Genomic DNA, 23,829 nt, shown 5'->3' with positions numbered 1-23,829 from the left:
TGCGGAAAGCCAGCCGAAGCTAGCGCGAAGATTTGACTAACAGCGCAATAAACAGCGGCGCGCCCAGCGTGGCGGTCACCACGCCGATCGGCAACTCCGCCGAGGTCAGCGCCAGACGCGCGATAATGTCGGCGGCGAGCAGTACGCCCGCGCCCGCCAGCGCCGATGTCGGCAGCAGATAGCGATGATCGCTGATGCCGCTCAGCCGCAGCAAGTGCGGGATCACTAAGCCGACAAACCCGATCGCACCCGCCATAGCGACGCTGACGCCGACCAGCCAGCCCATAGCCAGCACCAGCGTATTGCGCCAGAAAAAGAGCGACAGGCCCAGCTGCTGCGCCGGAGTTTCGCCGAGCGCCAGCAGATTGAGCACGCGCGCGGTGGCGATCAGCCCAGCGGTGACCGGCAGCAGCGCCAGCATCATCCAGCCATAACGCCAGTCGATACCGCTAAAGCCGCCCATCATCCAGTACATAAGCTGGCGCAGATCCAGGCTGGTGCTGAAGTAGACCGCCCAGGTCATAATGGCGCTACAGATAATGCCCAGCGCCACGCCGGTAAGCAGCAGTCGCGTTACGGAGAGCTGCCGGTGGGCGAAATGGAGCAGGATGAGGGTGATCAGCAATGCGCCCGCCATCGCCGCCAGGCTCAGGCTCCAGAGCGACCCGCTGCCGAACAGCACGCCCAGCACCAGTCCAATGCCCGCGCCGTTAGAAACCCCGAGCAGGCCCGGCTCCGCCAGCGGATTGGTAAACAGCGCCTGCATTACGACGCCACAGACTGCCAGCGCCGCGCCGACCAGCACCACCGCAAGGGTGCGCGGAAGACGCAGCTGCCAGACAAACAGCTGGCCGCTGTCGCTCAGCCACCGGGCCGGGGCGATCCAGCTATCGCCCGCGCACAGGCTGAGAACAATTAACGCCAGCAGGATAAGGCACAGCGCCATCAGCACGCGACGGCTGCGGCGATCCGCCTGATGAGCAAGCTGCTCCAGCAGGGACATAATCGAGGATTCGCTGAGAAAACAGAGATTTGATTGTAGAGAGATTGGCAGAAAAAGAAAGGCTGGCGTTTGCGGCGCCGGAGGGCGCCGCAAAGAGGATCAGTTGTGGTTAGCGCGCGGCGGCACCGGCTCGCGGTCGTTGCGCGTCGGATGGTCGTTATGCGACGGGTTGTCGCGCTTCGCCATCGGCTTGTCGTGGTCAGGGCGCTGCGCCTGCCAGCCGTTGCCGTTCCAGTAGCCATGCGGCCCTTTCAGTCCGACATTGCGGCCATGGTGCGCCTGCCACCATTTCGCCGGACGCCAGTCATAGCCGTCCCAGTAGTAGCCGCGATGATCGCGATCGCCAATATGGACGCCAGGGCCCGGCGCGTTGTCATAATGCGGAGCATGAGCGCTCGCCAGCAGCGGCATCCCCAGCAGGACGCTTAAAAGCAGTGCGGTTTTTTTCATCAGGGTAGTCTCTTGTTATCTGTCGGCGCAGTTATAACAAAAGCGTTTCACGGGTCACTATCGGCGCAGGCGGATTTTCAGCTTATTTCCCCTATGCTTACAGAAAGCTGACAGTGTGAAGAGAACATGCAGAAAGAAAACAGCGCGCACGGCGCAGAAATGAAAAAGGCCGCTTGCGCGGCCTTTTTAGAACACTGAAATCGGTCAGTCGTTATCTTTCGGAGAAGCATTTTCGACACGGCTTTTCAGCTTCTGACCCGGGCGGAACGTTACCACGCGGCGCGCGGTAATCGGAATATCTTCCCCCGTTTTTGGATTCCTGCCTGGACGCTGATTTTTATCGCGCAGGTCGAAATTACCAAACCCAGACAGTTTTACCTGTTCACCATTTTCCAGAGCGCGGCGAACCTCTTCAAAAAACAGCTCCACCAGCTCTTTCGCGTCGCGTTTGCTCAGCCCAAGCTTCTCAAACAGGTACTCTGACATTTCAGCTTTTGTAAGCGCCATAGGTTCAATCCCTCAAGGTTGCCTGGAATCGCTCTTTTAATGCCGCAACACATTTGCCAACGGTCGCGGCAATCTCCTCTTCTTCGAGTGTCCGGCTGGTATCCTGCAAAATCAGGCTGATGGCGAGGCTCTTGAAACCCTCTTCAACACCCTTACCGCGGTACACGTCAAACAAGTTTACGCCAACTACCTGATTTACGCCAACTTTCTTACACTCGGCGATGATATCTGCTGCGGGGACGTTTTCAGCCACCACCACGGCGATATCGCGACGGTTCGCCGGGAAGCGTGAAATCTCGCGCGCATCAGGCAGGACGCGGTCTGCGACCTTATTCCAAAGCAGTTCAAAGACTAAGGTGCGACCATTGAGATCCAGCTTACGTTCCAGCTCAGGATGAACCACACCGATAAATCCGATTCGTTCATCATGCAAATAAATTGCTGCGCTCTGTCCCGGATGAAGCGCTGGATTAGCTTCGGCGCGGAAGCGAATGTCATCCAGCTTGCCGGTTAAATCGAGCAGCGATTCCAAATCACCTTTCAAATCATAGAAGTCAACCGTCTGACGCGCCAGATCCCAGTGCTCTTCGTTGCGGTTGCCGCTCAGCACGCCCGCCAGCATAAGATCCTGACGGATGCCTAAATCAGCCTGGGTATCAGGTACAAAGCGCAAACCGCTCTCAAACAGGCGCACACGGCTCTGCTGGCGGTTCTGGTTGTAGACCACGGCGCTCAGCAGACCGGTCCACAGCGACAGGCGCATCGCCGACATATCGCTGGAGATCGGGCTTGGCAGGATCAGCGCCTCTTCGCCCGGGTGCAGCAGCTGCTGCATTTTCGGATCGACGAAGCTGTAGGTGATCGCTTCCTGATAGCCTTTATCCACCAGCATATTTTTCGCGCGCTTCAGCGACAGATTCGCTTCGCGATGCTGAGTCATCACCAGGCCAGCCTGTACCGGCACGTTCGGGATATTGTTATAACCGTAGACGCGCGCGACCTCTTCAATCAGATCTTCTTCAATCGCCATGTCGAAGCGCCAGCTCGGCGCGACCGCTTTCCACTCGCCCTGGCCTGCCGTCACGTCGCAGCCGAGACGCGTCAGAATGTCGGTCACCTGCTCATCGGTAACAACATGGCCAATCAGGCGATCCAGCTTCTCGCGGCGCAGCGTGATGGTGGCGCGCGGCGGCAGCGCCGCTTCGTGCGTCTGGTCGATAACCGGGCCAGCCTGGCCGCCGCAGATTTCCAGCAGCAGCTGAGTGGCGCGCTCAATAGCTTTGTACTGCAGCGCCGGATCGACACCGCGCTCGTAGCGGTGCGAGGCATCGGTGTGCAGGCCGTGACGACGCGCGCGGCCAGTGATCGCCAGCGGCTCGAACCAGGCGCACTCAAACAGGATGTTCTGCGTCTCTTCATTCACGCCGGAATGCTCGCCGCCGAATATGCCGCCCATCGCCAGCGCTTTATGGTGATCGGCGATAACCAGAGTATCGCTGCTGAGCTTCGCTTCGCTGCCGTCGAGCAGCGTCAGGGTTTCGCCCTCTTCCGCCATGCGCACCACGATGCCGCCGTCAATGCGGTCAAGATCGAAGGCGTGCATCGGCTGACCCAGCTCAAGCAGTACGTAGTTGGTGATATCCACCACCGGATCGATAGAGCGGATGCCGCAGCGGCGCAGCTTTTCACGCATCCAGAGCGGCGTGGCAGCCTTGACGTTGATGCCTTTTACCACGCGGCCCAGGTAGCGCGGACAGGCGTCGGTGGCGTCAACGCGGATCGGGAAGGTGTCACCGATGGTGGCGGCTACCGGCTCGATAGCGGGCGCGGTAAGCGGCAGGCTATTCAGCACCGCCACATCGCGCGCAATACCGATAATGCCGAGGCAGTCGGCACGGTTCGGCGTCACGCTGATCTCAATGGTGTTATCGTCCAGCTTCAGATAGTCGCGGATATCCATGCCGATCGGCGCATCGCCCGGCAGTTCGATAATGCCGCTGTGATCGTCGGAAATGCCCAGCTCAGAGAAAGAACAGAGCATGCCTTCCGAAGGTTCGCCGCGCAGCTTAGCCGCTTTAATTTTAAAATCGCCCGGCAGTACGGCGCCGACGGTGGCGACCGCCACCTTCAGCCCCTGACGGCAGTTCGGCGCGCCGCAGACGATATCCAGCAGACGATCGCCGCCGACGTTGACTTTAGTCACGCGCAGCTTGTCGGCGTTCGGGTGCTGGCCGCACTCCACCACTTCACCGACGACCACGCCGTGAAACGCGCCGGCAACCGGCTCCACGCCGTCCACTTCCAGACCGGCCATGGTGATCTGTTCAGAAAGGGCAGCGCTGTCCAGAGCCGGGTTTACCCATTCGCGTAACCAGAGTTCACTGAATTTCATTGGATAACCTGCCCTTATTTAAATTGTTTGAGGAAACGTAAATCATTTTCGAAGAAGGCGCGCAAGTCGGTCACGCCGTAACGCAGCATGGTAAGACGCTCCATGCCCATACCGAAGGCGAAGCCGGAGTAGATTTCCGGATCGATACCGACGTTGCGCAAAACGTTCGGGTGCACCATGCCGCAGCCCAGCACTTCCAGCCATTTGCCGTTTTTGCCCATCACGTCCACTTCCGCCGAAGGTTCGGTGAACGGGAAGTAGGAAGGACGGAAACGGATCTGCAAATCTTCCTCAAAGAAGTTGCGCAGGAAGTCGTTCAGCGTGCCTTTCAGGTTGGTGAAGTTGATGTTCTTGTCGACGATCAGCCCTTCCATCTGGTGGAACATCGGGGTATGCGTCTGATCGTAATCGTTGCGATAGACGCGGCCCGGCGCGATGATGCGAATCGGCGGCTGTTGATTTTTCATGGTGCGGATCTGCACGCCGGAAGTCTGAGTACGCAGCAGCCGCGTGGCGTCGAACCAGAAGGTGTCGTGATCGGCGCGTGCCGGGTGATGGCCGGGAATATTCAGCGCGTCGAAGTTATGGTAGTCATCCTCGATTTCCGGACCGGTCACCACCGCGAAACCCAGTTCGCCGAAGAAGGTTTCGATGCGATCGATGGTGCGCGTTACCGGATGCAGACCGCCATTTTCCGTACGGCGCCCCGGCAGGGAAACGTCGATGGTCTCGGCGGCCAGCCGGGCATTGAGCGCGGCGGACTCCAGCGTCTCTTTGCGAGCGTTAAGTCGCTCCTGCACCTGCTGCTTGGCGTCGTTGATCACCGCGCCCGCAGCCGGACGCTCTTCCGGCGGCAGCTCGCGCAGCGTCGTCATCAGCTGCGTCAGATGGCCTTTTTTACCGGTATATTCGACGCGCACCGCGTCAAGGGTGGCGATATCCGTCGCCTCGTCGATAGCGGCTGTGGCGCGGGCCACCAGTTCTGCGAGTTGGGACATGGTTTCCTCTTCTTCCAGGCGGGCTGGTCAGTTCTCGTTGGGACGTTGCCGTCCAATATGCTTCGCCAGAAACACGAAAGCCTCCACGAGGGAGGCTTTCGGCGCGATTTTTCGTTTCTTTTCTATGCGCAAAAGCCCCTGAGAGTCAGGTGCTAAAGTAAAAAAAGAAACGGAAAATAGCAGCGTGCATGCTTGCGTTACCTTGCTGGGATTCTGAGGGTACTATTGAAAAGCCCAGCGATGAAAATGTCAATCTTTTGCTTGAGTTACAAGCAATAAAAAAGGGAGCAAGCTCCCTTTTTCATCTGACTTACGCCAGAGCTGATTTTGCTTTTTCGACCAGTGCAGTGAATGCCACTTTGTCGAATACAGCGATGTCAGCCAGGATCTTACGGTCAATTTCAATGGACGCTTTTTTCAGGCCATTGATGAAACGGCTGTAAGAGATGCCGTTCTGACGCGCTGCAGCGTTGATACGCGCAATCCACAGTTGACGGAACTGACGCTTACGTTGACGACGGTCACGGTAAGCATACTGACCAGCTTTGATAACAGCCTGGAAGGCAACGCGGTATACACGTGAACGTGCACCGTAGTAGCCTTTAGCTTGTTTTAAGATTTTCTTGTGACGTGCGCGAGCAATTACACCACGTTTTACGCGAGCCATGTGAGCTCTCCTGTATCAATATTCTGTGATGCCCTTATCCCCTGCTGGCCAGCGGCCGTTATGCAAAGGTTTCAGGCAGATTTATAAAAAAGTTAACTTATGCGTACGGCAGGCAGGCAACAACCAGACCCAGATCGCCTTTAGACACCAGACCTTTCGGACGCAGGTGACGTTTACGCTTAGTTGATTTTTTAGTCAGAATATGACGCAGGTTTGCGTGCTTACGCTTGAAGCCGCCAGAAGCGGTCTTCTTGAAGCGCTTAGCCGCGCCACGTACAGTTTTAATCTTTGGCATTTTAAAAATATCCACTTCGCATTGTTAATAAAACGAATCAGACAGGCGAACAAAGAACCGCACAGCGCGAACGCTGCGCGGTCATTGTTACTTGAAAGCCTACTGTTTCTTCTTGGGAGCGAGCACCATAATCATCTGGCGGCCTTCGATCTTCGATGGGAAGGATTCGACTACTGCCAGTTCGGTCAGATCTTCTTTCACGCGGTTAAGCACTTCAATACCGATCTGTTGGTGCGCCATCTCACGACCGCGAAAACGCAGCGTGATTTTGGCTTTATCGCCTTCTTCCAGAAAACGAATCAGGCTGCGGAGTTTTACCTGATAGTCGCCTTCATCGGTACCAGGACGGAATTTAATTTCCTTAACCTGGATAACTTTTTGCTTCTTCTTCTGTTCCTTAGAAGATTTGCTTTTTTCATAAAGGAACTTGCCGTAATCCATAATACGGCACACCGGCGGTTCGGCGTTGGGGCTGATTTCTACTAAATCAACACCCGCTTCTTCAGCTTTTTCAATAGCTTCGCGAAGGCTGACAATACCAATCTGTTCGCCATCCACGCCAGTTAAGCGTACTTCAGTGGCACGGATTTCACCGTTGATTCGATTCGGACGCGTCGGTTGTACTCGTTTTCCGCCTTTAATAACCTTATTCCTCTAATTGGTGAAGATTGCGGCTGCGAATCTCTTGTTGCAGCTTCTCAACAAACACATCGACATCCATCGTCCCGAGGTCTTTACCGCGGCGGGTGCGAACGGCAACTTTGCCTGCTTCCACCTCTTTGTCACCGCAAACCAGCATATAAGGGACGCGACGCAATGTGTGCTCGCGGATTTTAAAGCCTATCTTCTCGTTTCTCAAGTCTGCTTTCACACGAATGCCAGCATTCTGCAATTTGCGTGTCAACATGTCGACATATTCTGCCTGCCCATCGGTGATATTCATCACCACCGCCTGCATCGGCGCCAGCCACGTCGGGAAGAAACCGGCGAACTCTTCGGTCAGGATGCCAATAAAGCGCTCCATAGAGCCGAGAATCGCGCGGTGAATCATAACCGGCGTCTGACGATCGTTGTTTTCGCCCACATACGTGGCGTCCAGACGTTTTGGCAGGGAAAAGTCTAGCTGAACTGTGCCGCACTGCCAGGCGCGATCGAGACAGTCGTAAAGCGTAAATTCAATTTTCGGGCCGTAGAATGCACCTTCTCCGGGCTGGAATTCAAACGGAATTTCGTTTTCATTCAGCGCAGCGGCTAAATCTTCTTCGGCGCGGTCCCACATTTCGTCGGTGCCGATACGCTTCTCAGGACGCGTGGAGAGTTTCACCACGATCTTTTCGAAGCCGAAGGTGCTGTACATGTCATAGACCATGCGGATACAGCTGTTCACTTCGTCACGCACCTGATCTTCCGTACAGAAGACGTGGGCGTCATCCTGGGTAAAGCCGCGTACGCGCATCAGGCCGTGCAGCGCGCCTGACGGCTCGTTGCGGTGACAGCTGCCGAACTCCGCCATGCGCAGCGGCAGATCGCGGTAGGACTTCAGCCCCTGATTAAAGATCTGCACGTGGCCCGGACAGTTCATCGGCTTGATGCAGTATTCACGGTTTTCTGAAGAGGTGGTAAACATCGCCTCTTTGTAGTTTTCCCAGTGCCCGGTTTTTTCCCACAGCACGCGGTCCATCATAAACGGACCTTTTACTTCCTGGTACTGGTACTCTTTCAGCTTGCTGCGCACGAACACTTCCAGCTCGCGGAAGATAGTCCAGCCGTCATTATGCCAGAAAACCATGCCGGGTGCCTCTTCCTGCATATGGTAGAGGTCGAGCTGCTTGCCGATTTTACGGTGGTCGCGCTTCGCCGCCTCTTCCAGACGCTGCAGATAGGCGTTGAGCTGCTTTTTATCCGCCCAGGCCGTGCCGTAGATACGCTGCAGCATTTTGTTATTGCTGTCGCCGCGCCAGTAGGCGCCCGCGATTTTCTGCAGCTTGAAGTGGTGGCAGAAACGCATATTCGGCACGTGCGGACCGCGGCACATGTCGATATATTCTTCGTGATGATAAAGGCCAGGACGATCGTCGTGGCTGATGTTCTCATCCAGAATAGTAATTTTATAGCTCTCGCCGCGCTCGGCGAACACGTCGCGCGCCTGCTGCCAGCTGACGACCTTTTTCACAACGTCGTAGTTAGTTTCGGCCAGCTGGTGCATACGTTTTTCCAGCGCGTCGATATCTTCCTGCGTCAGGGTATGATCGAGATCGACGTCATAATAGAAGCCGTTGTCGATAACCGGACCGATCGCCATTTTGGTGTTGGGCCACAGCTGTTTAATAGCGTGCCCCAGCAGATGCGCGCAGGAGTGGCGAATAATCTCCAGACCCGCTTCATCTTTTGCGGTAATGATGGCCACAGAGGCATCTTCGGTGATGGGATCGACCGCATCCACCAGCTGACCGTTAACGCGTCCGGCAATACAGGCTTTCGCCAGGCCAGGCCCGATATCCAGCGCAATATCCATCACGCTGACTGCGCGATCGTAGGTGCGCTGGCTGCCATCAGGAAGAGTAATTACAGGCATTTAATATCCTTAATTGCAGTGGTAAGCCACACGAAAGCTTACATACAACATTGAGTAAAATTGATTGCCTGGCGTAATGTCAGACCCACATTGTCGGAATGACGCCAGGAATTGTAGTGCGCCGACGATGATAACAGCTTTGAGCGGCCAGCAAAACCCGTGCTCTCGCAGCTAAGTCGAGGAGCAGGCGAAAAAAAACCGCAGACAGGCTGCGGTCAGGAAGCGGTTTACGCAGAGAATTACATCGCGTAGGTCAGCATAATGCTGGTTTTGGTGTCGGTGCGATCGGGCGCGGACTCCGGCGGATTGTTGTTCCAGGTGACGTTGTAGGCCAGCTTCAGCGCGAAGTGGTCGTTGATGCCAACCTGCAGGCCGGTTTCTGAGTTAATGGTGGTGTCTTCACCGAAGCTGCTCAGCACCGATACGCCCTGAATAAACTTGGTGTTATCGGTCAGCTGCCACTGATAGCTCAGCGCGCCGTAGCCCAGCGCTTTGGTTTCGCTGCCGCCGTCATGGAAATCGTCATAGCGCACGCCTGGACCAAATTCAGCACGTAGCGAATGAATGGGGCCGCTCAGGATCTGACGACCGTAACCTGCGGTCAGCACATCGCGCGAATCGTAGCCGTTAAAACGGTCGCTCAGCCAGCTTGCCTGACCAAACAGGTAATCGAAGCTGTTGAGGTTATAACGCGAGCGGCCGCCGATATTGTAGGTTTCAGAAGAGCGTTCATCATTAGATGAGGTGTTCGCCGCGTTGCCCCACAGGCTGTACGCCATAGAGCTCTGATACCACGTCATATTAGTCTGCGCTGTCAGCGAAGAGCTGGTGGTGTTACCGGTCTGCGCCAGATAGCCTGCGGAGGCGCTGCCGTCAAACGGCTTCTTTGCCGTTGAAGGATCGTCCATCGCGGTAAAAACGGTGTTGTCCGCCAATGCCTGGTGGCAAAACGCGCCAGCGGAGAGCAAAAGAACGGCTGAGAGCTTGTTAAGCACTTTCATTTATTGTGACCCGTACGACAGTTTAAAAAACGAAGAGTGTGAAGGGTTTTACGGGCCGATCAATGCAATTTACGGTAAGTATTGTAAATAAGTATTAACCTCCATGAAACACCCCATTCAGAGTCAATCACGCTTGATTATTGGGAATTTTCTCATTAACGCCGCGCATTATAGGGAGCAGCCAACAAAAATTCAGCGGAGTTGCGACAAGATTTTTCTGAACCCGCCAGGGGCGCCTTTACCCAGCTTTACTTTTATGCCTGTGATAAATAATGCCTTTATCCTGTTCATTATTCGCGCATTTTTTCACCATGGTCTACGCTGTGCTCAGTCAAGCCGAACAGAGGTGAAAAATGAGCGACGGACTTAAACGTTACATTGTCACGTTTCACTATCAGGAATCGGGCCTCAGCGACGTTCAAACGCTTAACAGCGCGATGATCGCGGGCGGTTTTAGCACCACGCTTAAGGACGATCAGGGTCACACTCATGAACTAGGCACCAACAGCTTCGGTCTGGTCAGCGCCCTGTCGCAGGAGGATCTGCAACGACAGGCTGTTGCCGCTGGCGAGAGCGTGCTGCATCAGACGCCCGATGTCACCGTGACGACGCTGGAGGCGTTTTTACGTGACGCTTCGCAGTAACCGCGCCCGCCATTCGTTCCGGTAAGCTGTGCGCAAGCGCGGGTTTTGAGCGATATTCACGCGATATAATCGTCTTTGGGTCGTAGAGCGTGCTGACCGACACCGCAGCCTGACAGGTTAAAAGAGGATCGCCCAATGTGGAACGCTATTAGTCGTTTATTAAGCGAACAGTTTGGCCATGCCGATATTACCGAACGCCACGAACTTCCTGGCGGCGACATTCACCCCGCCTGGCGCATTCGCTATGGCGAACATGACGTCTTCGTGAAGTGCAATAGTCGTGAAATGCTCACCCTTTTCGCCTGGGAAGCCGATCAGCTGGCGCTGCTGGCGCGCACGCAAAGCGTACGCGTACCGGCGGTTTATGGCGTGGGCCATCACCGCGATCAGAGCTTTTTGCTGCTGGAATATATCACGCCTCAACCGCTGGATGCGGAGAACGCCTTTCAGCTGGGACAGCAGCTGGCGCATCTGCATCAGTGGAGCGAACAGGCGCAGTTCGGCCTCGACTTCGACAATAATATCACCACAACGCCGCAGCCCAACAGCTGGCTGCGTCGCTGGTCAGTCTTCTTTGCCGAGCAGCGTATCGGCTGGCAGCTTCAGCTGGCCGAAGAGAAAGGCCTCACCTACGGCAATACGGAAGAGATTGTGAACTGCGTGCAGCGTGCGCTTGCCACGCACCAGCCGCAGCCCTCCCTGCTTCACGGCGATCTCTGGCCAGCCAACTGCGCTGGCAGCGCCAACGGTCCCTGGCTGTTCGATCCCGCCTGTTACTGGGGCGATCGCGAATGCGATCTGGCGATGCTCGGCTGGTTCCCGGATCTGCCGCGGCAGATTTATGAAGGCTATCAGTCGGTCTGGCCGCTGCCAGACGGCTTCTCGCAGCGCCAGCCGGTCTACCAGCTCTACTACCTGCTTAACCGCGCCAACGTATTCGGCGGCAGCTGGTTAAGCGAGGCGCAGTTCGCCGTCGGGCGGCTGCTGGATGAGGACGCGCTGGCGCAGCGTCAGGCCAGACCGGCCTGACCTGTCACAGAAAGCCGAGCAGCGACAGCACAAAATAACCGGCAACGGCGATCACCACCGGCAGGATATAGAGCGGAAAAATCTGCAGGAAGATGGTGTGGTGCGGCACGCGGATTTTCTCTTCCAGCTGCTGGCGCGTACGGGCATCGCCGCCTTTCGCCTGCTCCAGAATCAGCTGATCTTCAACACCCTCTTTTATATGGCGCGCCTGACGCGCCATTCGCGAACCGGATGCTTCCAGCGCCAGACCGACGAAAATCAGAATGTAGATGATCCAGAAGCCGATATTCATCTGACCGTGGAACTCCGGTACCGGCGAGTTCTGCCAGAAGAAGCCAAGGAAAGGCGTGTTGAAGCGGATCATGTCAACGATCACATGGACAAAGTCGAGCATAACGGCGTCAATGCCCGGCTGTTTTTCACTGTGTCTGAACATAAAGCTCAGCACTGAAATCACGGTCGACAGCAGCGCGAGCAAAAATATTGCCCAGCCAGCCACTCGCTTAAGGATGGCGATGCGGCCAGCCTGTTGATAAGTCATGGTATCTCCTGTACCTGAATCCAGATTGCAGCCAGTCTACCTGCCTGTGGTTTTAATTTCCTGTAAAAAGCGCAGCCTGCGCCCCTTTCGCGGCGCGCGCCAGCCCATGATAAGGTAGCGCAAATTCTACAAGGAGCCAGCCGATGAGTTATACCCGCCCTGTTTATGCCGCCCTTTTTGATATGGATGGCCTGATTATCGACTCCGAACCGCTGTGGGATCAGGCTGAACTGGACATCTTCGCCACGCTGAACGTCGATTTATCGCGCCGCAGCGAGCTGCCGGACACGCTGGGCCTGCGCATCGATCAGGTGGTGCGCATGTGGTATGAAACCCTGCCCTGGTCAGGCCCGGACCAGCAGACGGTCACGGCGCGCATTATCGCCCGCGCGCTGGCGCTGATTGAGGAAAAGCGCCCGCTGCTGCCCGGGGTTAAGCAGGCGCTGCAGCTGTGTCGCCAGCGTGGACTGAAAACCGGTCTGGTCTCCGCGTCGCCGCTGATGATGCTGGAGCGCGTGCTGACGCTCTTCGACCTGCGCGACGATTTCGACGTGCTGGTCTCCGCCGAGGCGCTGCCCTACAGCAAACCGCATCCGCAGGTCTATCTGGATGCCGCCGCGCAGTTGAACGTCGACCCGCTAAACTGCGTGACGCTGGAAGACTCATTTAACGGTATGATCGCCACAAAAGCGGCGCGCATGCGCTCCATTGTGGTGCCGCCCGCGGCGCTACGCGATGACGCGCGCTGGTCGCTGGCGAACGTCAGGCTGGACGATCTTACCCAGCTGACCGCGGCGCATCTGCTGGGCGATTCCGCGCCCTGATCCGCGCGTGCACCTCTGATTGCGCCTTTTATCAGACCCGACCCGCCGCTGGCGGGTTTTGTTTACGGTATGATCCCCTTCTCAAAAAATAAAACAACGTTTCATTTTTATTGAATTGATCTTCCACTCCTCCTAAGATGCCCTCAGACGCCCTGCGGGGCACGTATGCCTTTTTCGCCAGAGGGGATCAGAATGGACGTTCGACAAAGCATTCACAGCGAGCATGCCAGACAGCTCGACACCGCCGCGCTACGCCGCGAGTTCTTAATCGAAAACATCTTCGAAGCTGACCGCTACACCCTGACCTACAGCCATATCGATCGCATTATTGTCGGCGGCGTAATGCCGGTCGCCGCCAGCGTCTCCTTCGGCAACGAGATGGGCAAACAGCTGGGCGTAAGCTATTTTCTGGAGCGCCGCGAACTGGGCGTCATCAATATCGGCGGTCCGGGTACCATTGAGGTGGACGGCAAAGTCTGGGAGATCGGCACGGAAGAAGCGCTCTATGTCGGCAAAGGTGCCCAGTCGCTGAGCTTTCGCAGCAGCGATGCGGCTCACCCGGCGAAGTTCTATTTCAACAGCGCGCCCGCGCACAGCCGCTTTCCCGATAAGAAAGTGGGTAAAGAGGAGGCGGTACGCACCACGCTCGGCGATGCGGCGACCTCCAACCGCCGCACCATCAATAAATATCTGGTGCCGGACGTGCTGCCGACCTGCCAGCTCACCATGGGGCTGACCCGCCTGGATGAAGGCAACCTGTGGAATACCATGCCGTGTCACACGCACGAGCGCCGTATGGAAGTCTATTTCTATTTCGATATGAACCCGGAAAGCGCGGTATTTCACATGATGGGTCAGCCGCAGGAGACGCGTCATCTGCTGGTGCACAACGAGCAGGCGGTCATTTCGCCCAGTTGGTCGATTCATGCCGGCGTCGGCACCGAACGCTACACCTTTATCTGGGGCATGGTCGGCGAGAATCAGGTATTCGACGACATGGATCATGTCAAAATCCGCGATCTGCGCTAAAAAAGGAGGCGCTCTCATGATACTCAACGCATTTAATCTGGAAGGTAAAATCGCGCTGGTCACCGGTTGCAATACCGGGCTTGGCCAGGGCATGGCGCTGGGCCTGGCGCAGGCCGGTTGCGATATCGTCGGCGTCAATCGCGAAGAGCCAGCAGAAACGCAGCAGCGCGTCGAAGCACTTGGCCGCCGCTTCTGGTCCCTGCAGGCGGATCTTATCCGTACCGAGCAGGTGCCGCGCGTCGTGGAGCAAGCGATCGCCGCCGCGGGCAAAATTGACATTCTGGTCAATAACGCCGGAATTATCCGCCGCGAAGACGCGCTTAGCTTCAGCGAGCAGGACTGGGACGATGTGATGAACATCAACACCAAGAGCGTCTTCTTTTTGTCGCAGCAGGTGGCGCGTCATTTCATCGCCCAGGGCCAGGGCGGTAAAATCATCAATATCGCCTCGATGCTCTCTTTTCAGGGCGGCATTCGGGTTCCCTCATACACAGCGTCGAAAAGCGCGGTGATGGGGCTGACGCGACTGATGGCGAACGAATGGGCGAAACACGGCATTAACGTTAACGCCATCGCGCCGGGTTACATGGCGACCAACAACACCGAGCAGCTGCGCAGCGACGAGGGCCGCAGCGCAGAAATTCTCGGGCGCATCCCGGCCGAGCGTTGGGGACTGCCGGAAGATATGATGGGTCCGGTTGTTTTCCTGGCCTCTTCGGCGTCGGATTATGTGAATGGCTATACGCTGGCCGTCGACGGCGGCTGGCTGGCGCGTTAAGCGCTGTGATGCGCGCCAGGCGAGAAAAGTAGCCCTTCGGCACTTCTCGCCCTGAAAGGCTATCTGTGGCGAAACGGCAGGTCTGGCGCCGCCGTTTCGCTAAAAAAATTCACGCTTCGTTACAGCGTCACAACTTCTCATTCACTGGATAAATCCCTATACTGGATGCATCGACAGTTTGCAGCCAGGTTTTATCATGACGGGCGAAGGCCACGTAATTTTCGCTATTGCCACCGCTATTTTTGCCAAGCGCGCAGAGCTGACGCCTGTGCTGGCGCAGGCCGACTGGTGGCACCTTATTTCCGCCTCGCTGCTCACCTGCCTGCTGCCCGATATCGATCATCCCAAATCCCTGCTTGGCCAGCGCTTAAAGTGGTTGTCGCATCCTATCGCACGCGCCTTTGGTCACCGGGGATTCACGCACAGCCTGCTGGCGGTGGCCGCCAGCCTGTGGCTGTTCCAGATTAACGTCCCCGAAGACTGGCTGCTGCCTGCCGACGTGCTGCAAGGTATGACGCTGGGCTATCTCAGCCATATCGTGGCGGATATGCTAACCCCCGCCGGAGTGCCGCTGCTGTGGCCGTGCCGCTGGCGCTTCCGCCTGCCTATCCTCAGAAGCCAGAAAGGTAACCAGCTGGAGCGTACGCTTTGCCTGGCGCTGGTTGGCTATGCGCTCTGGTTTCCACCCGGCTCGCCCTCTTTTGGTGCGAACGGCTGGCCTTCACAGCTCTTCGATACGCTACAAAATGGCGTTTCCCGCTTGATTTCTACACAAAAAGCGCATTAAACCAGCAGAAAGCGCTGTCTGGTTATAAGCCATTCCATTTGGATATAAGTTGGCACCCCAGGTAACTGTTAACATACCGGCACTTAATTCGTGCATAACATTATCTGGCGCCCCGACACCACAGCTGTCGTCGGGCGCCTCTCTCGGGAGCCAACATGGATCTACCTCTGATTCTTAATCTCGCGGCCTTCGTCGCGCTGCTGCTGCTGCTGTCGCGCCTCGGCCGTCAAAGCTGGAGCCTGTCGAAAAAGGTGCTGGTCGGTCTGGTGATCGGCGTACTGTTCGGCCTGGCGCTGCAAACCATCTACGGCCAGCAGAGCGAGGTGCTGAAAACCTCTATCAACTGGTTTAATATCGTGGGCAACGGCTACGTACAGCTACTGCAGATGATCGTGATGCCGCTGGTGTTCGCCTCGATCCTCAGCGCCGTCGCGCGTCTGCATAATGCCTCGTCGCTGGGCAAAATCAGCCTGCTGACGATTGGCGTGCTGCTGTTCACCACCGCCATCTCCGCACTGGTCGGCGTACTGGTTACCGGCCTGTTCCACCTCAGCGCTGAAGGCCTGGTGCAGGGCGCGCAGGAGAGCGCGCGCCTCGCTGCGATACAGAGCAACTACGCGGGCAAAGTGGCGGATCTGACCGTCCCTCAGCTGCTGCTCTCGTTTGTGCCGAAAAATCCGTTTGCCGATCTGACCGGCGCCAGCCCGACCTCGATTATCAGCGTAGTGATTTTCGCCGCCTTCCTCGGCGTTGCGGCGCTGCAGCTGCTGAAAGATGACGAAGCCAAAGGCCAGCGCGTGCTGGTGGCGATAGATACCCTGCAATCCTGGGTAATGAAGCTGGTGCGTCTGATTATGAAGCTGACGCCTTACGGCGTGCTGGCGCTGATGACTAAAGTGGTCGCCGGGTCGAACCTGCAGGACATTATCAAGCTGGGCGGTTTTGTCGTCGCCTCTTATCTGGGCCTGGCGATTATGTTCGGCGTGCACGCGCTGCTGCTGTCGGTAAACGGTATTAATCCGCTGCGCTTCTTCCGCAAGGTCTGGCCGGTTATCACCTTCGCCTTTACCAGCCGTTCCAGCGCCGCGAGCATTCCGCTTAACGTGGAAACCCAGACGCGTCGTCTGGGCGTGCCGGAATCGATCGCCAGCTTCTCCGCCTCTTTCGGTGCGACTATTGGTCAGAACGGCTGCGCAGGACTCTATCCGACCATGCTGGCGGTGATGGTTGCCCCGACCGTAGGCATTAACCCGTTCGATCCGGTCTGGATCGCCACGCTGGTAGGCATCGTTACGCTCAGTTCCGCTGGCGTGGCGGGCGTAGGCGGCGGCGCGACTTTCGCCGCGCTGATCGTACTGCCTGCGATGGGCCTGCCGGTGACGCTGGTCGCCCTGCTCATCTCTATTGAACCGCTGATCGATATGGGCCGTACCGCGCTTAACGTTAACGGTTCGATGACCGCCGGTTCCCTTACCAGCCGCTGGCTCGGTCTGACCGATAAAGCGGTGCTGGAGAGCGAGGAGCACGCGGAGCTGGCGCACCGTTAATCACCTTTTCTGTCGCCGTAAACCGGGCCATTGCGCCCGGTTTTTTTATGTCTGCGCTTCACAATCCGCTGGCTTTATGGCGACGTCGTTAAGAAAGCGTTAAGCGTGGTAAAGAGAGGAAAAAGTCGCGCCTCTGCGCTTGTTTTCGCGGCGGAAAAGGAGAATGCTTCAGTCAGTTATCGCAGGAGAAAACCCATGAAAAAAGTTATCGCCTCACTGCTGGCGTTAACGCTGTTGTCGCCAGCCATTGTCTCTGCTCACCCCGGCGGTTGGGGCCCAGGTCCGGGTCCCCACTGGGGCGGCCCTGGTCGCGGCTGGGGTGGTCCCGGCCCGCTGCGCTTCCTGCCTGAAGCGGCTACCGCGGTGCTGATCGGCGGCCTGACCTACTATATGCTCAACGGCGCCTACTATCAGCGTCAGGGCGAGAACTATGTGGTGGTGCAGCCGCCAGCCGAACCGGGCAGTGCGATGCGCGTACTCGACTTTAACGGACGACGCTTCTACGTCCAGGAGGGGCATTACTATCAGCGCGATATTAATGGCGAGTATATTGAGGTGCCGCGTCCCGCCGGGCTGTAACCGTTCGCCCGGGCAGCTTCTGGCACTAAGTCAGCCAATGAAAAACGGCCCGTCACTGACGGGCCGTTTGCTATTCTCTACCGCTCTTGCGCAGCTTACTGGGCAGCCTGCGGATCGGTATCGTACTCTTTACAGCTCTGGAAGCCGTAGTTCATGACGCGACCGGTGTCGTTGTAGCTGACGAAATAGGTCTGCTGTTTACCGTCGCGCTCGCCCAGCACATAGGTCTGACAGGTGCCGCGCGCGTGAACCATGGTGATCTCAGTTGAAGCCGGACCGGCAATCTGGCGAACCTGATCGCGCGTCATGCCTTTTTTCACATCCTTAACTACTGGCTTGCTCACGTAGCTCTCAGCACGATCGTAAGCCGTACAACCAGACAGTGCGACCAGCGCCAGCGCCGCAGCGATACATCCCATTGCTTTTTTCATCTTGTTGTTCCTCGTTGTATTGTCCATGTAAGCTTAAGCCTGGAACAGAAATGCAGATTAATCAACTTTATGGCGCATTTTTAAGGTGAGTCTGAAACGTCAGGTTAGCGTAAAAAAGCTGTTCTTATCGCGATCGCCTCGTATAATCCAGCGCGAGAATAAACACTCTCAAAACTTGTTTCAGGAGGCAGGATGAACAAACAGCGTGAAGCGCGCGATGCGCGGCATCGCACGCGCCAGGATGAGATCATCGCGGCGGCGCGGCGCTGTTTCCGCCAGTCCGGCTTTCACGGTGCCAGCATGGCGCAGCTCGCCAGCGCCGCCAGCCTGAGCGTCGGGCAAATCTACCGCTATTTCCCCAGTAAAGACGCGCTGATCGAAGAGATGGTAAAACGCATCGTCGATGGCCGCGTGGCGGCGATGAGTGAGCAGACCGACGCCAGCCATCTCGCCGATCTGATCGCCCGCCGCGAAACCCTGAACGAAGAGGATGAGATGCTGATGCTGGAAGTTGCCGCCGAGGCGAGCCGCAATCCGCGCGTCAGCGATATCCTGCAACATGCCGAGGCGCGACTGTTTCACAACGCCTGTGAAAAAATGCGCGCAGACTATCCGCATCTCAGCGAGACGCAGCGCGCCGCCTGCGTCGAAGTGCTGGCGGTGCTGGTAGAAGGCACCGCTTTTCGCCGACTGACGACGCAGAAAGCGTCAGCGGAGCTGCTCCATACCCTCTACAAAAAGATGATCCACGACTTAGTAAAGCCCTCAGAGGACAAATGACACCTGCACATAATAACCGACTGGTCTATGCCATAACGCTGGGCCTGCTGGCGGCGCTCGGCCCGCTCTGCATCGATCTCTACCTTCCCGCGCTGCCTGAACTGGCCCGGGATCTCCAGACATCAACCGCGACGGCGCAGCTCAGCCTTACTGCCGGTCTGCTCGGCCTGGGGGCCGGACAGCTGCTGTTCGGGCCGATGAGCGATAAGTTCGGCCGCCTGCGGCCGCTGACGCTTTCGCTGGTGCTGCTGTTTGTTGCCTCGATTGGCTGCGCACTGGCGCAGGATATCCACCAGCTGCTGCTGGCGCGCCTGTTTGAAGGCCTGGCGGGCGCAGGCGGCGCGGTGCTGTCGCGCGCGGTGGCGCGGGATATGTACAGCGGACATGAGCTGACGCGTTTCTTTGCCTTGCTGATGCTGGTGAACGGGCTGGCGCCGATCGGCGCGCCGGTGCTCGGCGGCGTGCTGATGACGGTGCTTAACTGGCGCGGCATCTTTGTGGTGCTGGGCGCGACGGCGCTGCTGCTTATCCTGCTGGCGCGCTGGAAGCTGCACGAAACCCTGCCCCCGGAACGCCGTAGCCAGGGCTCGGTGTTTTCCGCCTGGGCGGCGCTGGGCCAGGTTATCGTCCATCGTCCTTTTATGGGCTTCTGCCTGACGCAGGCGTTTATGATGTCGGGCATGTTCGCCTATATCGGCGCCTCGCCGTTCGTGCTGCAGCAGATTTATGGTCTGTCGCCGCAGGCGTTCAGCTTCTGTTTTGCGGCGAACGGCATCGGCCTGGTGATCGCCTCGCAGACCAGCGCGCGTCTTTGCCCGCTCTGGGGTGAGTATCGCGTGCTGAAGGGCGGCCTGACGCTGGCGTTCGTCGCCTCCAGCCTGCTGCTGCTGGCGGGCATTACCGCCGCGCCGCTGCCGCTGGTGCTGGTGGCGCTTTTCTTCACTATCGCGAGCAACGGGGTGATCGCCACCACCGCCTCGTCGCTGGCGATGCAGAGCCAGGGCCATCGCGCCGGCAGCGCCTCGGCGGTGATTGGCGTCTGCATGTTCTCGCTCGGCGCCATTTCAGTCCCCATTACCGGCCTTGGCGGCACCTCGCTGCTCAGCATGACCGGCACCATCTTCGGCTGCTTTATGCTGGCGATTCTGATGTTTATTTTCCTGGCGCAGAAGCCCGCGCCGCGAACATAAACTGCCTGATATCGCAACACTTAACTGGAAACAACTGGCGCTTTGGCTTGTTGTTTTCAGCGATGCACGTTAGCTTTAATGGATGGTTCGCACGGGCCAACAGGCCACCGTCTTGAGGAGAAATGCATGTCACTGCAGCAGGAAATCATTACAGCACTCGGCGTTAACCCGGTTATCGACGCGCAGCAGGAAATTCGCCGCAGCGTTGATTTCCTCAAAAGCTATCTGAAACGCCACCCGTTTCTGAAGACCCTGGTGCTGGGCATCAGCGGCGGTCAGGACTCAACGCTGGCGGGCAAGCTGTCGCAGATGGCGATCAGCGAACTGCGCGAAGAGACCGGCGACAAGGCCTACGCCTTTATCGCCGTGCGCCTGCCCTACGGCGTGCAGTCGGATGAGCAGGATTGCCAGGACGCGCTGGCGTTTATCCAGCCGGATCGCTCGCTGGTGGTAAATATCAAAGAGTCGGTGCTGGCCAGCGAACGCGCGCTGCGGGAAGCGGGCATCGAGCTTTCCGACTTTGTGCGCGGCAATGAAAAAGCGCGCGAGCGTATGAAAGCGCAGTACAGCATCGCCGGTATGACGCAGGGCGTGGTGGTGGGTACCGACCATGCGGCGGAGGCGGTGACCGGCTTCTTCACCAAGTATGGCGACGGCGGCACGGATATTAACCCACTGTTCCGCCTTAACAAACGTCAGGGCAAACTGCTGCTGAAAACGCTGGGCTGCCCGGAACATCTCTACCTGAAACGCCCGACGGCGGACCTGGAAGACGATCGTCCCGGCCTTGAAGATGAAGTCGCGCTCGGCGTGACTTACGAGATGATTGACGACTACCTGGAAGGCAAAAGCGTCGCGCCGGAAACGGCGAAAATCATTGAAAACTGGTATACGAAGACCGAGCACAAGCGTCGTCCGCCGATTACGGTATTCGATGACTTCTGGAAATAACCTCTTTTCCCCTGCTCTCCGGCAGGGGGAATTTTTCCTGCCGTTGTGTTCACTCATTAACCCGCTGGCGAAAGCCTGAACAGACTGATATGCTGTATGAATACACAGTTACAGGAGTCTGTCTTGGTTCGACGTGCCGCCACGCACCGCCTCGAGTTCGATGCGGCTGCCATCTACGAATATCCCGAACATCTGCGCGAATGGCTGGAAGGTTTACCGAATCAGCCGGGCGTCTATACCTTCCACGGTGACAGCGAAACGCTGCCGCTCTATATCGGGAAAAGCATCAACCTGCGATCGCGCGTGATGTCTCATTTCCGTACGCCGGAAGAGGCGCGCATGCTGCGTCAGGCGCGGCGCGTCAGCTGGATCCCGACCGCTGGCGATCTCGGCGCGCTGCTGCTGGAAGCGCAGATGATCAAGACGCAGCAGCCGCTTTTTAATAAGCGCCTGCGTAAGAATCGCCAGCTCTGTTCGATCCGCATCGCCGACGGCAAGCCTGAAGTGGTGTCCGCGCGCGACGTCGACTTTTCCCACTCGCCCGATCTGTTCGGCCTCTACCGCAGCCGCCATAAGGCGCTGGAGACGCTTAAGTTTCTTGCTGACGAGCATCAGCTCTGTCACGGGCTGCTGGGGCTGGAAAAGCTGAGCGCCAACCGCGCCTGCTTCCGCGCCGCCCTGCGCCGCTGCGCAGGCGCCTGTTGCGGCCGCGAGACGCTAAGCGAACATCAGGCGCGCCTGGTGGAGGCGCTGGAGAGCGTACGGGTGATCTGCTGGCCGTGGCAAGGCCCGGTGGCGCTGATAGAGGAAGGGAAGCTGATGACGCAGATCCACGTTATCGATCACTGGTTCTATCTGGGATCGGTCAACGATATGGAGGAGGCGCGCCAGCTAAAACGGGCGCCGAGCGGCTTTGACCATGACGGCTATAAAATCTTGTGTCGGCCGCTGCTTTCCGGCCACTATCCTGTCGAACCCTTATAAAAAAAACCGCCTGCGCTGCCCAGCATTTTGCTTATCTGGACAACACAGGCGGTCTCACTGCCTTAATTCAGCCTGATTATTCAGCCGGCGGTGGTGCCATTTTATCGTCGTGCGGGCCTTTCTCTGTCAGACGCTTCTCAAAATTAGCGTTGTACTGCTTTTTCTGCTCCGGCGTGAGCACGTTATAGAGTTTGTTCTGCGTTTCCATCATCGCCACCGCGCGCTCTTTCGCGTCTGCGGTCATTTTCTCTGCCTGCGCTTCCGCTTTCGCACGGTCGAAGGTGTCAGAAGCGATAATGGCGTGACCGGCGCGACGCTCTTCCAGCGACGGACGTTTAAAGTCTTTGTGGCTCTCTTTCAGGATCTCATGGATCTGTTTTTTCTGCGCCTCGGTCAGATTGAGATCTTTGAACATCATGTTCATCCCGTGCGGCATCGGCGGCTTATGCATGGGCTTTTCGCTACCGGCCGGCGGCGGCGTCAGGTTGTCAGCTGCGGCATGTACCACGCTTGCCGCACCGAAAGCCAGAGTAGACGCCAGAATCAGGGAAGTCAGTTTACGCATAATAGTTGTCCTTATCATTCAGTTAATAACGACAGCAGCCTGTCGCGTCTTCGAGAACAAGATTACGCTGCTGAATGTCAACTACTCAGAGAGTGAGTAAAGCCGTGAAAGCATAAAAGACAAAAATCGCGCAATCATGGAGAGAATGAGAAGAATTAAGTGAAGAATTGCAAAAGAGTATGAATTCAAAGCGGATTTGGCAGGAATTATGGAGGAGTGTAAGGGTTCTGGCAGCAAAGCGGAAGGAAAATCCCACGCCCTGCCGCCTTTATTTCGTCAGCGCGACAGCGCCTCGGTCTGCGCATTCTCTTCCACCAGCATCAGGCCGGCGCGCAGCCCGAGCGCCACGCCGGGATTGGGGAACAGCACATATTCGCGCGCCTGCTGCACAAAGTAGCGCGTCTCACCATCCTCGGCCAGCAGCGCGCCCTGCGGAAACGCAGTGAAGTTACGCGTTTCCGCGTCCATGTGCAGCCGGAACTGCTCGCTGAGGCGGGTAATCTGCTGCACCACCCGATAGCGGCGCGGCGCCTCCTGCGCTTCCGGCAGCGGCTCGCCGCTCAGCAGCGCCGCCAGCGCCTGCTGCGCGGCAGCGAACTGCGTCAGGTCGTTGGTGCCGAACGGCAGGGCTTTACCCAGCTCCAGCGTACAGCTGGCAGCATTAAAGTTTGCACAGCTGAAATGGGTGAAAGTACCGCCCGGCGCAGTGTGGAAGACCAGCGCTTCCAGCCCTGCCGCTGTCAGCCAGTCGATAAAATTATCCGGCCAGGGCTGCGGATTAAGCGGCAGCACGCCAAAGCGTGTATGCCAGGAGCCGCGAATGGCCGTATGCAGATCAAGATGCCAGCGCGGCTGAACCTCTCTGGTCTCCTGCAGCCAGAAGGCTTCCGTCGCCTGTTCCAGACGCAGCGCGCGTCGCGCCTCGTCACAGTCGTCGATGCGCTGCCAGCGGCCGCCGAACAGGCGATTAACATCATGACGCAAATAGCGCTTGCCGGCACGCAGGGCGGCCGGATTACCGAGGATCGCCAGTACGCGATGCCGCAGCTGCATTTCGCCGCGCAGCAGCGCGCCGATAAGCGTATTCAGTATCTCTACCGGCGCGGTCTCATTGCCGTGAATGCCTGCCGACAGCACCAGCGCCTGCTGCGGTTCGCCCAGCGGCTCAAGCTGTAAAATACCGTGATCGAGCCACTGCCAGCGTAAATAAGGGGTTTCGCCGCGCTGACGTTGCGGAGCGTCGCCCGACAGCGTTTGCTGAAGAAAATCCTGCATTGCTACT

At 57.6% G+C, this 23,829-nt stretch carries 27 protein-coding genes; 12 read left to right on the top strand and 15 right to left on the bottom strand.

What is annotated here, in order from left to right; genetic code table 11:
• Window positions 1–19: 19 nt before the first annotated feature.
• The 11 genes from btuC to EKL29_RS02845 form a co-directional block, all read right to left on the bottom strand.
• Complete coding sequence (gene btuC, locus EKL29_RS02900; protein ID WP_126688806.1) at window positions 20–1,003, bottom strand: vitamin B12 ABC transporter permease BtuC; 984 nt, start codon at window positions 1,001–1,003, stop codon at window positions 20–22.
• 99 nt (window positions 1,004–1,102) lie between these two features.
• The gene (locus EKL29_RS02895) at window positions 1,103–1,453 is read right to left on the bottom strand and encodes a DUF2502 domain-containing protein (protein WP_126688805.1); all 351 of its coding nucleotides are present in this window, start codon (window positions 1,451–1,453) and stop codon (window positions 1,103–1,105) included.
• A 204-nt stretch (window positions 1,454–1,657) separates the two neighbouring features.
• Window positions 1,658–1,960, bottom strand: a complete 303-nt coding sequence (gene ihfA, locus EKL29_RS02890; RefSeq protein WP_033747517.1) for an integration host factor subunit alpha — start codon at window positions 1,958–1,960, stop codon at window positions 1,658–1,660.
• A gap of 4 nt (window positions 1,961–1,964) precedes the next feature.
• The gene (gene pheT / locus EKL29_RS02885) at window positions 1,965–4,352 is read right to left on the bottom strand and encodes a phenylalanine--tRNA ligase subunit beta (RefSeq protein WP_120452377.1); all 2,388 of its coding nucleotides are present in this window, start codon (window positions 4,350–4,352) and stop codon (window positions 1,965–1,967) included.
• Window positions 4,353–4,366: 14 nt separating this feature from the next.
• On the bottom strand, window positions 4,367–5,350 hold the full coding sequence (pheS, locus tag EKL29_RS02880; protein ID WP_120452375.1) for a phenylalanine--tRNA ligase subunit alpha: 984 nt from the start codon (window positions 5,348–5,350) through the stop codon (window positions 4,367–4,369).
• Between the two features lie 145 nt (window positions 5,351–5,495).
• Window positions 5,496–5,540, bottom strand: a complete 45-nt coding sequence (gene pheM / locus EKL29_RS23190) for a pheST operon leader peptide PheM (RefSeq protein WP_123912837.1) — start codon at window positions 5,538–5,540, stop codon at window positions 5,496–5,498.
• Between the two features lie 120 nt (window positions 5,541–5,660).
• Window positions 5,661–6,017 carry a 50S ribosomal protein L20 gene (gene rplT, locus EKL29_RS02865; RefSeq protein ID WP_010616241.1) on the bottom strand — a complete coding sequence of 119 codons (357 nt, stop codon included), beginning with the start codon at window positions 6,015–6,017 and terminating at the stop codon, window positions 5,661–5,663.
• A 97-nt stretch (window positions 6,018–6,114) separates the two neighbouring features.
• The gene (gene rpmI, locus EKL29_RS02860) at window positions 6,115–6,312 is read right to left on the bottom strand and encodes a 50S ribosomal protein L35 (protein ID WP_081137701.1); all 198 of its coding nucleotides are present in this window, start codon (window positions 6,310–6,312) and stop codon (window positions 6,115–6,117) included.
• 99 nt (window positions 6,313–6,411) lie between these two features.
• Window positions 6,412–6,954, bottom strand: a complete 543-nt coding sequence (infC, locus tag EKL29_RS02855) for a translation initiation factor IF-3 (RefSeq protein ID WP_033747527.1) — start codon at window positions 6,952–6,954, stop codon at window positions 6,412–6,414.
• A gap of 4 nt (window positions 6,955–6,958) precedes the next feature.
• Window positions 6,959–8,887, bottom strand: a complete 1,929-nt coding sequence (gene thrS, locus EKL29_RS02850; protein ID WP_120452370.1) for a threonine--tRNA ligase — start codon at window positions 8,885–8,887, stop codon at window positions 6,959–6,961.
• 239 nt (window positions 8,888–9,126) lie between these two features.
• On the bottom strand, window positions 9,127–9,888 hold the full coding sequence (locus EKL29_RS02845; RefSeq protein ID WP_120452368.1) for a YdiY family protein: 762 nt from the start codon (window positions 9,886–9,888) through the stop codon (window positions 9,127–9,129).
• 353 nt (window positions 9,889–10,241) lie between these two features.
• Between EKL29_RS02845 and ghoS the strand changes: the two genes are divergently transcribed.
• Both ghoS and EKL29_RS02835 read left to right on the top strand, forming a co-directional pair.
• Window positions 10,242–10,532: a type V toxin-antitoxin system endoribonuclease antitoxin GhoS gene (gene ghoS, locus EKL29_RS02840; protein ID WP_120452366.1), complete on the top strand. Its 291-nt coding sequence runs from the start codon at window positions 10,242–10,244 to the stop codon at window positions 10,530–10,532.
• Window positions 10,533–10,667: 135 nt separating this feature from the next.
• The gene (locus EKL29_RS02835; protein ID WP_120452364.1) at window positions 10,668–11,561 is read left to right on the top strand and encodes a fructosamine kinase family protein; all 894 of its coding nucleotides are present in this window, start codon (window positions 10,668–10,670) and stop codon (window positions 11,559–11,561) included.
• A gap of 4 nt (window positions 11,562–11,565) precedes the next feature.
• On the opposite strand, the gene EKL29_RS02830 is transcribed toward EKL29_RS02835, so the two are convergent.
• Entirely contained in the window at window positions 11,566–12,102 is a 537-nt protein-coding gene (locus tag EKL29_RS02830; protein WP_120452362.1) for a YniB family protein, read from the bottom strand.
• Between the two features lie 143 nt (window positions 12,103–12,245).
• Between EKL29_RS02830 and hxpB the strand changes: the two genes are divergently transcribed.
• The 6 genes from hxpB to EKL29_RS02800 all read left to right on the top strand — a co-directional run bounded on the left by hxpB (window position 12,246) and on the right by EKL29_RS02800 (window position 17,646).
• Window positions 12,246–12,926: a hexitol phosphatase HxpB gene (hxpB, locus tag EKL29_RS02825; protein ID WP_126688804.1), complete on the top strand. Its 681-nt coding sequence runs from the start codon at window positions 12,246–12,248 to the stop codon at window positions 12,924–12,926.
• 192 nt (window positions 12,927–13,118) lie between these two features.
• Window positions 13,119–13,955 carry a 5-dehydro-4-deoxy-D-glucuronate isomerase gene (gene kduI / locus EKL29_RS02820; RefSeq protein WP_120452358.1) on the top strand — a complete coding sequence of 279 codons (837 nt, stop codon included), beginning with the start codon at window positions 13,119–13,121 and terminating at the stop codon, window positions 13,953–13,955.
• Between the two features lie 16 nt (window positions 13,956–13,971).
• Window positions 13,972–14,733, top strand: coding sequence for a 2-dehydro-3-deoxy-D-gluconate 5-dehydrogenase KduD (gene kduD, locus EKL29_RS02815; RefSeq protein ID WP_120452357.1), 762 nt, complete (start codon window positions 13,972–13,974; stop codon window positions 14,731–14,733).
• 196 nt (window positions 14,734–14,929) lie between these two features.
• A complete protein-coding gene (locus EKL29_RS02810) occupies window positions 14,930–15,520 on the top strand; it encodes a metal-dependent hydrolase (protein WP_126688803.1) in 591 nt (196 codons plus the stop codon).
• A 155-nt stretch (window positions 15,521–15,675) separates the two neighbouring features.
• Window positions 15,676–17,067, top strand: a complete 1,392-nt coding sequence (locus tag EKL29_RS02805; protein ID WP_126688802.1) for an L-cystine transporter — start codon at window positions 15,676–15,678, stop codon at window positions 17,065–17,067.
• A gap of 195 nt (window positions 17,068–17,262) precedes the next feature.
• On the top strand, window positions 17,263–17,646 hold the full coding sequence (locus tag EKL29_RS02800) for a DUF6515 family protein (RefSeq protein ID WP_081137281.1): 384 nt from the start codon (window positions 17,263–17,265) through the stop codon (window positions 17,644–17,646).
• Between the two features lie 95 nt (window positions 17,647–17,741).
• On the opposite strand, the gene osmE is transcribed toward EKL29_RS02800, so the two are convergent.
• On the bottom strand, window positions 17,742–18,077 hold the full coding sequence (gene osmE / locus EKL29_RS02795) for an osmotically-inducible lipoprotein OsmE (RefSeq protein ID WP_126688801.1): 336 nt from the start codon (window positions 18,075–18,077) through the stop codon (window positions 17,742–17,744).
• Between the two features lie 192 nt (window positions 18,078–18,269).
• Between osmE and EKL29_RS02790 the strand changes: the two genes are divergently transcribed.
• From EKL29_RS02790 to cho, 4 genes are all read left to right on the top strand, one after another.
• Window positions 18,270–18,857: a TetR/AcrR family transcriptional regulator gene (locus EKL29_RS02790; RefSeq protein ID WP_120452350.1), complete on the top strand. Its 588-nt coding sequence runs from the start codon at window positions 18,270–18,272 to the stop codon at window positions 18,855–18,857.
• Window positions 18,854–20,047: a multidrug effflux MFS transporter gene (locus EKL29_RS02785; protein ID WP_126688800.1), complete on the top strand. Its 1,194-nt coding sequence runs from the start codon at window positions 18,854–18,856 to the stop codon at window positions 20,045–20,047. Before EKL29_RS02790 ends, EKL29_RS02785 begins: the two co-directional genes overlap by 4 nt.
• Window positions 20,048–20,173: 126 nt before the next feature.
• Window positions 20,174–20,998, top strand: a complete 825-nt coding sequence (gene nadE, locus EKL29_RS02780; protein WP_120452347.1) for an ammonia-dependent NAD(+) synthetase — start codon at window positions 20,174–20,176, stop codon at window positions 20,996–20,998.
• Window positions 20,999–21,121: 123 nt separating this feature from the next.
• Window positions 21,122–21,982, top strand: coding sequence for an excinuclease Cho (cho, locus tag EKL29_RS02775; RefSeq protein WP_120452345.1), 861 nt, complete (start codon window positions 21,122–21,124; stop codon window positions 21,980–21,982).
• Between the two features lie 76 nt (window positions 21,983–22,058).
• Here the strand turns inward: cho and spy are convergent, their stop codons facing one another.
• Together spy and astE are read right to left on the bottom strand one after the other, a co-directional pair.
• Window positions 22,059–22,547, bottom strand: coding sequence for an ATP-independent periplasmic protein-refolding chaperone Spy (spy, locus tag EKL29_RS02770; protein WP_126688799.1), 489 nt, complete (start codon window positions 22,545–22,547; stop codon window positions 22,059–22,061).
• A gap of 276 nt (window positions 22,548–22,823) precedes the next feature.
• The gene (gene astE, locus EKL29_RS02765) at window positions 22,824–23,822 is read right to left on the bottom strand and encodes a succinylglutamate desuccinylase (RefSeq protein ID WP_126688798.1); all 999 of its coding nucleotides are present in this window, start codon (window positions 23,820–23,822) and stop codon (window positions 22,824–22,826) included.
• Window positions 23,823–23,829 lie beyond the last annotated feature (7 nt).

Origin of the sequence: Pantoea sp. YU22 (assembly GCF_003970755.1) — a bacterium.
GTDB classification, from domain to species: domain Bacteria; phylum Pseudomonadota; class Gammaproteobacteria; order Enterobacterales; family Enterobacteriaceae; genus Pantoea; species Pantoea piersonii.
This window is presented reverse-complemented; position numbering and strand designations above follow the sequence as displayed.

What these genes read in the sequence shown, in the direction of transcription:
- btuC (WP_126688806.1), bottom strand. Translation starts at nt 1,003, where the DNA reads ATGTCCCTGCTGGAGCAGCTTGCTCATCAGGCGGATCGCCGCAGCCGT.
- EKL29_RS02895 (WP_126688805.1), bottom strand. Translation starts at nt 1,453, where the DNA reads ATGAAAAAAACCGCACTGCTTTTAAGCGTCCTGCTGGGGATGCCGCTG.
- ihfA (WP_033747517.1), bottom strand. Translation starts at nt 1,960, where the DNA reads ATGGCGCTTACAAAAGCTGAAATGTCAGAGTACCTGTTTGAGAAGCTT.
- pheT (WP_120452377.1), bottom strand. Translation starts at nt 4,352, where the DNA reads ATGAAATTCAGTGAACTCTGGTTACGCGAATGGGTAAACCCGGCTCTG.
- pheS (WP_120452375.1), bottom strand. Translation starts at nt 5,350, where the DNA reads ATGTCCCAACTCGCAGAACTGGTGGCCCGCGCCACAGCCGCTATCGAC.
- rplT (WP_010616241.1), bottom strand. Translation starts at nt 6,017, where the DNA reads ATGGCTCGCGTAAAACGTGGTGTAATTGCTCGCGCACGTCACAAGAAA.
- rpmI (WP_081137701.1), bottom strand. Translation starts at nt 6,312, where the DNA reads ATGCCAAAGATTAAAACTGTACGTGGCGCGGCTAAGCGCTTCAAGAAG.
- thrS (WP_120452370.1), bottom strand. Translation starts at nt 8,887, where the DNA reads ATGCCTGTAATTACTCTTCCTGATGGCAGCCAGCGCACCTACGATCGC.
- EKL29_RS02845 (WP_120452368.1), bottom strand. Translation starts at nt 9,888, where the DNA reads ATGAAAGTGCTTAACAAGCTCTCAGCCGTTCTTTTGCTCTCCGCTGGC.
- ghoS (WP_120452366.1), top strand. Translation starts at nt 10,242, where the DNA reads ATGAGCGACGGACTTAAACGTTACATTGTCACGTTTCACTATCAGGAA.
- EKL29_RS02835 (WP_120452364.1), top strand. Translation starts at nt 10,668, where the DNA reads ATGTGGAACGCTATTAGTCGTTTATTAAGCGAACAGTTTGGCCATGCC.
- EKL29_RS02830 (WP_120452362.1), bottom strand. Translation starts at nt 12,102, where the DNA reads ATGACTTATCAACAGGCTGGCCGCATCGCCATCCTTAAGCGAGTGGCT.
- hxpB (WP_126688804.1), top strand. Translation starts at nt 12,246, where the DNA reads ATGAGTTATACCCGCCCTGTTTATGCCGCCCTTTTTGATATGGATGGC.
- kduI (WP_120452358.1), top strand. Translation starts at nt 13,119, where the DNA reads ATGGACGTTCGACAAAGCATTCACAGCGAGCATGCCAGACAGCTCGAC.
- kduD (WP_120452357.1), top strand. Translation starts at nt 13,972, where the DNA reads ATGATACTCAACGCATTTAATCTGGAAGGTAAAATCGCGCTGGTCACC.
- EKL29_RS02810 (WP_126688803.1), top strand. Translation starts at nt 14,930, where the DNA reads ATGACGGGCGAAGGCCACGTAATTTTCGCTATTGCCACCGCTATTTTT.
- EKL29_RS02805 (WP_126688802.1), top strand. Translation starts at nt 15,676, where the DNA reads ATGGATCTACCTCTGATTCTTAATCTCGCGGCCTTCGTCGCGCTGCTG.
- EKL29_RS02800 (WP_081137281.1), top strand. Translation starts at nt 17,263, where the DNA reads ATGAAAAAAGTTATCGCCTCACTGCTGGCGTTAACGCTGTTGTCGCCA.
- osmE (WP_126688801.1), bottom strand. Translation starts at nt 18,077, where the DNA reads ATGAAAAAAGCAATGGGATGTATCGCTGCGGCGCTGGCGCTGGTCGCA.
- EKL29_RS02790 (WP_120452350.1), top strand. Translation starts at nt 18,270, where the DNA reads ATGAACAAACAGCGTGAAGCGCGCGATGCGCGGCATCGCACGCGCCAG.
- EKL29_RS02785 (WP_126688800.1), top strand. Translation starts at nt 18,854, where the DNA reads ATGACACCTGCACATAATAACCGACTGGTCTATGCCATAACGCTGGGC.
- nadE (WP_120452347.1), top strand. Translation starts at nt 20,174, where the DNA reads ATGTCACTGCAGCAGGAAATCATTACAGCACTCGGCGTTAACCCGGTT.
- spy (WP_126688799.1), bottom strand. Translation starts at nt 22,547, where the DNA reads ATGCGTAAACTGACTTCCCTGATTCTGGCGTCTACTCTGGCTTTCGGT.
- astE (WP_126688798.1), bottom strand. Translation starts at nt 23,822, where the DNA reads ATGCAGGATTTTCTTCAGCAAACGCTGTCGGGCGACGCTCCGCAACGT.